Source organism: Phenylobacterium sp., assembly GCF_041913825.1.
Classification (GTDB): Bacteria; Pseudomonadota; Alphaproteobacteria; order Caulobacterales; family Caulobacteraceae; genus Phenylobacterium.
The window spans coordinates 210253-221301 of record NZ_JAYSEO010000005.1 but is presented as its reverse complement, the minus strand read 5'-3'; the positions used below and the strand labels follow the sequence as shown (position 1 = coordinate 221301).

At 72.6% G+C, this 11049-nt stretch carries 8 protein-coding genes; 5 read left to right on the top strand and 3 right to left on the bottom strand.

Annotation, left to right across the window (positions count from 1 at the left end; translation table 11 throughout):
* From ACE3Q8_RS05915 to ACE3Q8_RS05905, 3 genes are all read right to left on the bottom strand, one after another.
* Positions 1 to 690: hypothetical protein (locus ACE3Q8_RS05915; protein WP_374469324.1), on the bottom strand; the 690-nt coding region annotated here is incomplete at its 3' end.
* Positions 691 to 899: 209 nt separating this feature from the next.
* Complete coding sequence (locus ACE3Q8_RS05910; RefSeq protein WP_374469323.1) at positions 900 to 2105, bottom strand: acetyl-CoA C-acyltransferase; 1206 nt, start codon at positions 2103 to 2105, stop codon at positions 900 to 902.
* 85 nt (positions 2106 to 2190) lie between these two features.
* On the bottom strand, positions 2191 to 4269 hold the full coding sequence (locus ACE3Q8_RS05905) for a 3-hydroxyacyl-CoA dehydrogenase NAD-binding domain-containing protein (protein WP_374469322.1): 2079 nt from the start codon (positions 4267 to 4269) through the stop codon (positions 2191 to 2193).
* Between the two features lie 130 nt (positions 4270 to 4399).
* Between ACE3Q8_RS05905 and ACE3Q8_RS05900 the strand changes: the two genes are divergently transcribed.
* The 5 genes from ACE3Q8_RS05900 (at position 4400) to ACE3Q8_RS05880 (ending at position 11015) form a co-directional block, all read left to right on the top strand.
* Positions 4400 to 5188, top strand: coding sequence for an SDR family oxidoreductase (locus ACE3Q8_RS05900; RefSeq protein ID WP_374469321.1), 789 nt, complete (start codon positions 4400 to 4402; stop codon positions 5186 to 5188).
* A 61-nt stretch (positions 5189 to 5249) separates the two neighbouring features.
* A complete protein-coding gene (locus ACE3Q8_RS05895) occupies positions 5250 to 8246 on the top strand; it encodes a YdbH domain-containing protein (RefSeq protein ID WP_374469320.1) in 2997 nt (998 codons plus the stop codon).
* Positions 8247 to 8283: 37 nt separating this feature from the next.
* Positions 8284 to 8481 (top strand): YnbE family lipoprotein, encoded by a 198-nt coding sequence (locus tag ACE3Q8_RS05890; protein ID WP_374469319.1) that lies wholly within the window; start codon positions 8284 to 8286, stop codon positions 8479 to 8481.
* A gap of 20 nt (positions 8482 to 8501) precedes the next feature.
* On the top strand, positions 8502 to 8864 hold the full coding sequence (locus ACE3Q8_RS05885; RefSeq protein WP_374469329.1) for a DUF1318 domain-containing protein: 363 nt from the start codon (positions 8502 to 8504) through the stop codon (positions 8862 to 8864).
* Positions 8865 to 9020: 156 nt separating this feature from the next.
* Positions 9021 to 11015 (top strand): methyl-accepting chemotaxis protein, encoded by a 1995-nt coding sequence (locus ACE3Q8_RS05880; protein WP_374469318.1) that lies wholly within the window; start codon positions 9021 to 9023, stop codon positions 11013 to 11015.
* Positions 11016 to 11049 lie beyond the last annotated feature (34 nt).

The following is an 11049-nucleotide window of genomic DNA, read 5'->3' as shown; positions in this document are numbered from 1 at the left end:
AGGCGCCAGCGCCGGCGGAGCCGCGATCGGCGGCGCGGGCTCGGCGGTGATGGGGACCGCCTCGGCGGGGGTGGCGGCGGCAGCCGGAGCGGAAACCGGCGCGGCGGGCGGCGGGGCGGTGGCGGCCAGAACCTCGGGCGGCACCTGCGGTTCGGGCGGCTCGCGCATCAGCACGGCGGCGGTGACGGCGAGGCCGCCCAGGCCCACCACGACGCTGGCGGCCAGCGGCAGGTTCGACCGGCGGGCCGGCCGCTCGGCGCGGCGGATCGGCGGCGCGGCCATGGCCACGGCCTCCGGCTCGGGCTGCGGAGGCGGCGCGGGCTCCGGCGCGGGTTCTGGCGCGGGCGCGGCCAGCGGCGCCTCGGCGACCACCGGCGGCGGCGCGGGCTCGGCGGGCGCCGGCGCGACGGCCGGGGCGGGAGCCGGAGCCGGAGCCGGCTGCGGCCGGGTGGGCGGCAGACCCATGGGGACGGCCGAGCCGGAGAAGATCGAGGTGGCGCGCCGCGGCTCGGGCCGCGAGGCTTCGGGCTGCGGTTGCGGTTGCGGCTGCGGCTGCGGCTGCGGCGCCGGGCGGGCCGGCGGCGGCGCAGCGGCCTTCGGCAGCGGGCCGACGCGGAACGGCTGCTGCGGCATGGTCGGCCACGCGCTCTGGCGGGCGTAGGGATTGGACGGGGTTTCCCGCTCGGACATTCGCGAACTCTCCAGCGCTTCCGAGACCTTGCCAAGGAGTTCGGCGCTTCTGTGACGCCGGATGCGAAAAGGGCCGCCCCTTGCGGCGCGCCCCTTCCGGTTACGCCTGTGCGCGGTCGCTTATAATATTTCGAAGCGGCCTGCGGCGCCCGCCGAAATCGCGAGTGCGATTTCGGCCACTCCGAGTGATGGGCGCCGCGGCCGGCCTCTTAGAAGATCTCGAAGAGGCCTGCGGCGCCCATGCCGCCGCCGACGCACATGGTGACGACGCCGTACTTCGCGCCGCGCCGCTTGCCTTCGTACAGCAGGTGGGCCGTGCAGCGGGCGCCGGTCATGCCGTAGGGGTGGCCGATGGAGATCGAGCCGCCGGACACGTTCAGCTTCTCGTTGGGGATGCCCAGCTTGTCACGGCAGTAGAGCACCTGCGAGGCGAAGGCCTCGTTCAGCTCCCAGATGTCGATGTCGTCGATGGTCAGGCCGTTGCGCTCGAGCAGCTTCGGGATCGCGAACACCGGGCCGATGCCCATCTCCTCGGGACCGCAGCCGGCGACGGCCATGCCGCGGTAGGCGCCCAGGGCTTCCAGGCCCCGCCGCTCGGCTTCCTTGCGCTCCATCAGCACCACGGCGGCGGCGCCGTCGGAGAGCTGCGAGGCGTTGCCGGCGGTGATGAACTTGCCCTCGGGAACGTAGCGGCCGCCCTTGAAGACGGGGCTCAGCTTCTTCAGGTCGTCGATGGTGGTCTGCGGGCGATTGCCCTCGTCGGCGGAGAGGGTGATCTCCTTGTCGGCGGTCTCGCCGGTCTCCTTGTTGACCAGCACCTTCATGGTGGTGGTGACCGAGACGATCTCGTTGTCGAAGCGGCCTTCGGACTGCGCCTGGGCGGTGCGCTGCTGCGACTGCAGGGCGTATTCGTCCTGGGCCTCGCGGCTGACGCCGTAGCGCTCGGCGACGATCTCGGCGGTCTCGATCATCGAGGTCGCCAGCTCCGGCACGTGGTCGCGCAGCCACGGGTCGCCGGCCATGAAGCGGTTCACCTTGTCATTCTGCACGAGGCTGATCGACTCGATGCCCGCGCCGATGGCGATCGGGGCGCCGTCGTTGATGATGTACTTGGCGGCGGTGGCCACGCCCATCAGGCCGGACGAGCACTGACGGTCGATGGTCATGCCCGAGACGGTGTTCGGTAGGCCGGCGCGCAGCGCCGCCTGGCGGGCGATGTTGTTGCCCGTGGTGCCCTGCTGCAGCGCGCAGCCCATGGCCACGTCGTCGATCTCGCCGCCCTCCAGGCGGGCCTGCTCGACGGCGGCGCGGATGGCGTGGGCGCCGAGGGTCGCGCCGTAGGTGTTGTTGAAGGCGCCGCGGTAGGCCTTCCCGATGGGGGTCCGCTTGGCGGCGACGATGACGGCTTCACGCATGTTCGGAAAATCCTGACGTAAGGGTAGGTGCCGGGTGTGAAAAACGGCGGGAGGCTCAAGGCCGCCCGCCGTCGAGGGGTTGGGATCAGGCCTGCTTGAAGTCCGAGAACTTCTTGCCGTCGGCCACGAGCTTCTCGAGCAGGGCGGACGGCTTGAAGTCGTCGCCCATGGCGCCCTGGAACTCCTTCATCTTGGCCAGCACCTTCTCCGGGCCGACCTGGTCGCCGTAGTACATGGGGCCGCCGCGGTAGACCGGCCAGCCGTAGCCGTTGACCCAGACCACGTCGATGTCGCTGGAGCGGATGGCCTTGCCCTCCTCCAGGATCTTCGCGCCCTCGTTGATCATCGGATAGACGCAGCGCTCGAGGATCTCCTCGTCGGAGATCTTGCGCGGGTTGCGGCCGGACTTGGCGATGAAGTCGTTGATGATCTTCTCGGTGACCGGCGACGGCTTGGCCGTGCGGTTCTCGTCGTAGTCGTAGTAGCCGGCGCCGGTCTTCTGGCCGCGGCGGTCCATCTCGCAGAGCACGTCGCGGATGGTCTCGCCCTTGGAGTTCTCCTTCACCCAGCCGATGTCGAGGCCGGCGAGGTCGCTCATGGCGAACGGACCCATGGGGAAGCCGAAGTCATAGAGCACGCGGTCCACGTCCCAGGGCATGGCGCCTTCCAGCACCAGTTTCTGGGCCTCGCGCTGACGCTGGCTCAGCATCCGGTTGCCGATGAAGCCCGGGCAGACGCCGGCGAGCACGGCGATCTTACCGATCTGCTTCGACAGCTTCATCGAGGTGGCGATCACGTCCTTGGCGGTCTTCTCGCCGCGGATCACCTCCAGCAGCTTCATGACGTTGGCCGGCGAGAAGAAGTGCAGGCCGATGACGTCCTGCGGCCGGCTGGTGGCCGAGGCGATCTCGTCGACGTTCAGGTAGCTGGTGTTGGTCGCCAGGATGGCGCCCGGCTTGGCGATCTTGTCGAGGGAGGCGAAGACCTCCTTCTTGATGTCCATGCGCTCGAAGACGGCCTCGATGATCAGGTCGCAGTCGGCGAGGTCCTCGCGGCTCAGCGAACCGCTCAGCATCGACATCCGCTGCTCGGTCTGCTCCGGCACGGCGCCGCGGGAGCGCTCGTAGTTCTTGCGGATGGTGGCGAGGCCGCGGTCGAGCGCGTCCTGCTTCAGCTCCACGATGGTCACCGGGATGCCGACGTTGGCGAAGTTCATGGCGATGCCGCCGCCCATGGTGCCGGCGCCCAGCACGCCGACCTTCTTGATCGGGCGGGTGGGGGTGTCGTCCGGCACGTCGGGGATCTTCTGCGCCTGGCGCTCGGCGAAGAAGTAGTAGCGCTGGGCCGCCGACTGCGGCCCCATCATCAGCTCCATGAAGAGCTTCCGCTCTTCGGCGACGCCGTCCTCGAAGGAGCCGGCGTTCACCGCGGCCTCGACGGCCTTGATATTGTTCTCGGGCGCCATGAAGCCGCGGAACTTCCGGGCGTTGGCCTTGCGGAAGTCGGCGAAGATCTCGGGCTTGCCCTTGGCCTCTTCCAGCTTGGCGTTGTTCTCGCGGACCTTCACCAGCGGCTTGTTCTCGGCCACGGCCTTGTTGGCGAAGGCGATGGCCCCCTCGCGCAGCTTGCCCTCCTCGACGATCTCGTCGACCAGGCCCATGGCCAGGGCCTGCTTGGCCGGCACGTGCTGGCCGGAGGTCACCATCTCGAGCGCCTTCTGGACGCCGACGATGCGCGGCAGGCGCTGGGTGCCGCCGGCCCCCGGCAGCAGGCCGATGTTGACTTCCGGCAGGCCGACCTTCGCGGAGGGCACGGCCACGCGGTAGTGGGCGCAGAGCGCCACTTCGAGGCCGCCGCCGAGCGCGGTGCCGTGGATCGCGGCGATCACCGGCTTGGGCGCGTTTTCGATGGTCGCCTGCACGTCCTGCAGGGACGGGCCCTGCATCTGGCCGCCGAACTCGGTGATGTCGGCCCCGGCGATGAAGGTGCGGCCGTCGCAGATCAGGACGATGGCCTTGGCGTCGCTGTCGATGGCCGCCTTGAAGCCCAGGTCGAGGCCTTCGCGCACCTTGGCGGAGAGCGCGTTCACCGGCGGCGAGTTCAGCGTCAGGACGGCGACGTCGCCTTCCTGCGTGAGCGTGGTCACCGAATTGATCTCGGTCATGAAGCGTCCCCTCGAAATGGCTGGGTGGCCGCTCATTGCATCGGCGGCCGCAGGATTCAAACGCTTGTTATAGGCCTCGGCCCGCCCTACCAAGTCAACCGGCGCCCTAGGGACAAGACGGGAGGAACCGGTGGCCTCGGACCTGTTTTCGCTGGAGGGCCGCGTCGCCCTCGTGACCGGCGGCTCGCGCGGCATCGGCAAGATGATCGCGCGCGGCTTCATCGAGCAGGGGGCGAGGGTCTACATCTCCTCGCGCAAGGCCGAGGCCTGCGAGGCCACGGCGGCCGAGCTCGGGCCGAACTGCATCCCGCTGCCCCAGGACATCTCCACCACCGAGGGCGTCCACGCGCTGGTGGCGGCCTACCAGGCGAAGGAGCCGAAGCTCGACATCCTGGTGAACAACGCCGGCGCCGCCTGGGCGGCGGACTTCGACGAATTCCCGGAGAGCGGCTGGGACAAGGTGATGAACCTGAACCTGAAGTCGCCCTTCTTCCTGACCCAGGCGCTGCACGGGGCGCTGAAGGCGGCGGCCAGCGACGAGCGGCCGGCCAAGGTGATCAACATCGCCTCGATCGACGGCATGGCCCTCAATCCGCTGGAGACCTATTCCTACCACGCGTCGAAGTCGGCCCTGATCTACCTGACGCGGCGGGTGGCGGCGAAGCTGGTGAAGGACCGGATTGTGGTCACCGCGATCGCGCCCGGGCCGTTCGCCTCGGAGATGAACCGCGCCGCCCGGGACCAGGCCGACTCGGTGGCGCGGCGCGTGCCGCTGGGCCGGATCGGCCGCGACGAGGACATGGCCGCCTGCGCCATCTACCTGGCCTCGCGGGCCGGCGACTACGTGGTCGGCGCGACCATCCCCGTGGACGGCGGCGTGGCGCTCGCCACCCTGCCGCGCGAGGCGATCTCCGGCTGAGGCGCCACGGTTTGGCTCGTTTGCGGTATCAGGACGTTCTTAGGAACGAGCCGAGCCGCCCTTGACCGACGCCGCCCCCACATCGCCGCGCCGCCGCCTCCGCCTGATCCTGGCGGTGGCCGGGGTCGTGATCGTGGCCGTGCTGGTGCTGCTCTATGCGACCCGCCGGATCATCGCCCGGGAGGCGCTGAGCGGCTGGCTGCAGTCGAAGGGCATCGCGTCCGAGGCGGAGATCCAGTCCCTGGGCTTCACCGACGCGGTGGCGCGGCTGCGGGTGGGCGACCCGCGCAATCCCGACCTCACCGTGGAGCGGGCGGAGGTGGGTTACGCGCTCCGCGGCTTCCGGCTGGAGGTGTCGTCGATCAAGCTCACCCGGCCGGTGCTGCGGGCCAGCGTGCGCGGCGGGCGGCTGAGCGTCGGGGCGCTCGACCCGCTGATCGAGGAATTCCGGCGGCGGCCGCCGCAGCCCGACGCGCGCAAGCCGCGGATCGAGGTGGACGACGGCGTGCTGCGGCTGGCCACCGACTACGGCCCCTTGCAACTGGCGGCCGACGCCCTGGTGAACGACGGGCGGCTGGTCTCGCTCACGGCCTCCTCCGCGCCGGCCCGGCTGCGCGGCGAGGGCTTCGAGCTGACCGCCGGCGCGGCCTCCGTCGAAATGACCTCGGCCGGCGACCGCGCCCGCGCCAGCCTGGACGCGCCGCTGACGCTGGCCCGGGCGGGCGAGGCGGCGCTGCAGGACGGCCGGCTGCGGATCACCGCGGTCCTGCCCTATCCCGACCTCGAGAAGAAGCGCGGCGAGGGCCGCGTGGTCGTCCGCGCCGAGCTATCGGGCCGCCGCCTGCGGCTGGCCGAGCAGGCGCTGGCCGACGCCAGCCTGTCGGCGAGCTTCACGGGCGAGAGCCGCGGCTGGATCCCGGACCTGGCGGTGCGCGGCCAGGGCGCGGCCGAGTTGCGGGCTGGAGGCGCCGAGGTGGCCGGCGGACGGGCGGGGGCGATCCGCGCGGCGGTGACGGCCCCGGACCTCGCCTGGACGCGCCGCGGCGGGGACGCGGTGAGCGGCACGCTCGGCCTGCGGGCTGCGGTGGACGAACTGGCGGCGGGCGAGCTGCGGCTGCGCGCGGCCTCGGTGACCGCCGACGGGGCGGCGGCCTGGCGCGGCGGCCGGCCCGAGCTGCGGCTGACGGCGGCGGCGCAGGGCCGCGGCGGCTGGCTCGGCCTGGGCGGGCCGGTGGCGGAGGACTCCCGGGACATCGCCGCGGTGAAGCGGGCGGTGCGCGACTTCGGCTTCTCGGCGCCCGGCGTGGCGCTCGCCCTGCAGGACGGCGCGCTGGCGGCCAGGCTGACCCAGGGCGCGCGGATCGCGCCGGCCAGCGGCGGCGAGGCGCGGCTGACGCCTCAGGGCGCGGGCTGGCGGCTGGCGGTGGCCGGCGGCGGCCTGCCGCGCGTGGACGCCGACATTCGCCGCTTCGCCCTGGTGGACGGCGGGGCGACGGCCTCCGGCCGGGTGAAGGCGGCGCTCTCCATCGGCCCGATCGAGGGCGGGGTGTTCGACGCCGCCGGGACGCTGCGGATGGGCGAGGCGGTGCGCTTCACCGCCGAGCGCTGCGCCGAGGTCCAGGCCGCGCGGCTGGAGCTCGGCGAGAACGACGTGGAGGCCCTGTCCGGCCGCCTCTGCCCCACGGGCGAGCCGCTGCTGACCCTGGCCGGCGGGGGCTGGCGGATCGCCGGGCGCGCGGAAGCCGTCGCCGCCCGGGCGCCGTTCCTGCAGGCGCGGGTGAGCGACGGCCGCGGCCGGGTGGTCATGGCCCTGACGGGCGAGCGCCTGACCGCGGACGCCACGATCGAGGGGGCGACGGTGAGCGACGCCGCGCCGGAGACGCGCTTCAATCCGCTGCGCATGAGCGGCCCGGCGCAGTTGGCGCGCGATACCTGGACGGGCGCGCTGGCCATCGCGACGCCGGGCGGCCGGTCGCTCGCCACAGCCACCCTGCGCCACAACGGGCTGAGCGGCGTGGGCGGGGTGGAGATCGACACCGGCCTGATCGCGTTCGCCGAAGGCGGGCTGCAGCCGGCGGAGCTCTCGCCGCTGGCCGCGGCGGTGGGATCGCCGGCGGTGGGCTCCGCCCGGTTCGCCGGCGGCTTCCGGTGGACGCCCGAGGCCGCGACCAGCCAGGGCGTGCTGAGCGTGCCGAGGCTGGACTTCGTGAGCCCGGCCGGCCGGGTGAGCGGGCTGTCGGGGGAGGTGGTCTTCACCAGCCTCGCGCCGCTGATCGCCGCGCCGGGCCAGACGCTGCGGGCCGACAGCGTGGACGGGCCGTTCCCGCTGACCGGCGTGACCGCCACCTTCGGGCTGGAGGAGGCCGCGGTGGTGATCTCCGGCGGGGAGGCGGCGGTCGGCGGCGGACGGGTGACCGTGGAGGAGGTGCGCGTTCCCCTGACCCCCGGCGAGCCCACCAAGGGCGTGCTGAACTTCGAGGGCGTGCAGCTCCACGACATCGTCGAGGCCTCGCCGTTCGGCGACAAGGTGGAGTTCGACGCCAAGGTCAGCGGCCGCATCCCCTTCGAGGTGCAGGCGCAGCGGGTGCGAATCCTCGGCGGGTCGCTGAAGGCCATCGCCCCCGGCCGGATCTCCATCCAGCGCGAGGCGCTCACCGGCGAGGTGGAGGTCCCCGGCGCCCAGCTCGCGGCGGGCGAGGCGGGGGCGCCCCTGGTCGCCGGCCTGACGCCGCCCGGCAGCGACACCATCACCGACTTCGCCTACCAGGCCATGGAGAACCTGGCCTTCGACACCCTGGAGGCGACGGTCGCCAGCCGCGAGGACGGGCGCCTGGGCGTGCTGTTCCATATCGTCGGCCGGCACGACCCGCCGCAGCACCAGGAGATCCGGCTGGGGATCGTCGACCTGATCCGCCGCAACTTCATGAACCGCAAGCTGCCGCTGCCCTCGGACACGGGGGTCAATCTCACCCTGGACACGACGCTGAACCTGGACGATCTGCTGAAGGACTACGCCGACTACCAGCGGCTGCGCAGTTCACCCCCGGTTCAGCCGTGAGGCCGCAAGAGGAGCCGCAAGAGTTGGAGACGACCATATGATCGAGACGCGCCGATCGCTGGCCGCCGCCGCAGGGGCCCTGGCCCTCGCGGGCCTGGGGCTCGCCGCCTGCACGCCCACCGTGAGGGTGCAGGTCGAGCCGATCACCATCTACGCCAAGCTGGACGCCGACGTCCGGCTGCGGCTGGACGAGGAAGTGAAAGCCTTGATCCAGCAGAACCCGAACCTCTTCTAAGGACGGGGCTTGTGAGAGACATGCAGGGACGAGAACTCATTGGGATCGGCGCCGCCGTGCTGGCGGCCCTGGCCCTCCCCTCCGCCGCCGTGGCGCAGTCCGCCCAGGCCAAGGCGGCCGTCGACCGGGCCAAGGCGGCCGGGATCGTCGGCGAACAGGCCGACGGCTTCCTGGGCTTCGTGACCGAGCCCGCCGACCCGGCGATCCGCCAGGCGGTGGCCGAGATCAACGCCGGCCGGGCGCAGGTCTACCGCGAGGCGGCCGAGCGCGCCGGCACGACGCCGGCCGCGGCCGGCGCCTCGGCCTTCACCCAGGTGGTGCAGGGCCGGCTGAAGCCGGGCGAATTCTACCGCCCGACCGGCGGCGGGTGGGTGCGCAAGTAGGCGGCGCCAGAGGCGCGGCGCGGAGCATTCCGGGCCGCGCGCAGCCCTCGGGCTGCGACAAAATGTCCCCATCGGGCATTGTTTAGCTCCGGTTAGCCATAACGCCGGTCAATCAGCTCCGCGCGCGCCGACGGCGGCGCGCCCGGAGAGCGCCCGATGTCGTTGCCGAACCCCTTCCGTCTCGTGGACGTGGTCAACAGCCGCTGGTCGTTCGGCGCGCGGCTGATGCTGATCTGCGCCGTGTTCTGCGCGCCGATCGCCATCCTGCTCTGGCTGCTGGTGCAGGCCGAGCTGACCCAGATCGCCTTCTCGTCCAAGGAGCTGCAGGGGGCGCAGTACCTGGAGAAGGTCTGGCCCGCGGCGCGTCTGAAAGGCCCGCCGCCGGCGCCCGACGGACGGTTCAACGAGGCCGAGGCGATCAAGGCGCTGGACAAGAGCGGCGACCCGCTGGCGCGGGCCAACGCGGGGGTGGCGGCGATCGCCGCCGTCTCCGACGGCTCGAACCTGACGCTCGATCCCGACCTCGACAGCTACTACCTGATGGACGCCGTGGCCTTCGCGCTGCCGCTGGTGAACCAGGCGGCCCGGGAGCTGGAGGTGGCCATGGCGCTGGGCGACCACGACGCCATGGTGGTGGCCGCCGAGCACCTGTCGCTGGCCACGGCGCGGTCGCGCGCCTCGCTGGACGCGGGCATGAAGAACAACGCGGCCGGCCTGACCCGCAAGGCCCTGGCCGAGCGGGCCGAGGCCTTCACCCGCGCCGCCGACACCCTGGCCGACGAGACCCGCACCTACGTCGCCGGCCAGGCCGGTCCCCCGCCGACGCCGGCCGCCCTCGACGCCGAGGCCGACAAGGCGTGGCGGGCGACCAACGCCGAGCTGATGCGCCTGCTGGAGGTGCGGATCGCCGGCTTCGAGCGGCGCCTCTACATCGACCTGGCCATCGTCGCCGTGGCCCTGCTGCTGGCCGGGGCGCTGGCGTTCGGGGTGGCGCGCGGGCTGTCGGACCGGCTGCGGGCGCAGGTGGCGGCCATGGGCCGGCTGAGCGCCGGAGAGACCGAGGTGGAGATCCCCTGCCGCGGCGACCGCAACGAGACCGGCGAGATCGCCGCCGCGCTCGACGTCTTCCGGGACGGCATCGTCGAGCGCAACCGGCTGCAGTCGCAGGCGTCGGTGGCGCACGAGGAGAACGCGGCCAAGCTGCGCGAGGTGGAGCGGGCGTTCGAGGCGTCGGGCCGCGAGCAGGCGCTGGTGGTCGCCGAGCTGACCCGCGGCCTCGCCCGGGTGGCGGAGGGCGACCTCACCGCCCGCATCGAGGCGGAGGTGGCCGACGACTACCGGCAGCTCAAGGACGACTTCAACAGCGCCGTGGCCGGGATGCAGGAGACCCTGTCGCTGATCGTCAACAACGCCAGCGGGGTGATGACCAACACCCACGAGATCGCGGAAGCCTCCAACGACCTGTCGGCCCGCACCGAGCGGCAGGCGGCGAGCCTGGAGCAGACCGCCGCGGCCCTGGAGCAGATCGCCGCCACGGTGAACAAGAGCGCCACCGGGGCCCAGCAGGTCTCGGACATCGTGCTGGCGGCGCGCAGCGAGGCCGAGGCCGGCAGCCAGGTGATGAACCGGGCGCGCACGGCCATGGACGGCATCCAGGCCTCGTCGGTGCAGATCGGCCAGATCATCGGGGTGATCGACGAGATCGCCTTCCAGACCAACCTGCTGGCGCTGAACGCCGGCGTCGAGGCCGCGCGCGCGGGCGAGGCCGGCAAGGGCTTCGCCGTGGTGGCCTCGGAGGTGCGGGGCCTGGCCCAGCGCTCGGCGGACGCGGCCAAGGAGATCAAGGGGCTGATCTCGACCTCCACCGAGCAGGTGGACCAGGGCGTCACCCTGGTGGGCGAGACGGCCGACGCCCTGGAGCGGATCGTCGGCCGGGTGGCCGAGGTGGAGGCCCTGCTGGGCGAGATGGTGTCGGCGGCCCGGGAGCAGGCGCTGGGCGTCGGAGAGGTGAACACCGCCGTCGGCCACATGGACCAGGTGACCCAGCAGAACGCCGCCATGGTGCAGCAGGCCACGGCGGCGGCCCAGTCGCTGCGCACCGAGATGGACGGGCTGATGGACCTGGTCGGCCGCTTCCGGCTGGCCGCCTAGGTCGCGGAAACGAAACGGGGTGGGGAGCGGCGAC

Excerpts from the sequence above, each read along its gene's own strand:
- ACE3Q8_RS05910 (WP_374469323.1), bottom strand. The coding sequence starts at position 2,105 with ATGCGTGAAGCCGTCATCGTCGCCGCCAAGCGGACCCCCATCGGGAAG.
- ACE3Q8_RS05905 (WP_374469322.1), bottom strand. The coding sequence starts at position 4,269 with ATGACCGAGATCAATTCGGTGACCACGCTCACGCAGGAAGGCGACGTC.
- ACE3Q8_RS05890 (WP_374469319.1), top strand. The coding sequence starts at position 8,284 with ATGATCGAGACGCGCCGATCGCTGGCCGCCGCCGCAGGGGCCCTGGCC.
- ACE3Q8_RS05885 (WP_374469329.1), top strand. The coding sequence starts at position 8,502 with ATGCAGGGACGAGAACTCATTGGGATCGGCGCCGCCGTGCTGGCGGCC.
- ACE3Q8_RS05880 (WP_374469318.1), top strand. The coding sequence starts at position 9,021 with ATGTCGTTGCCGAACCCCTTCCGTCTCGTGGACGTGGTCAACAGCCGC.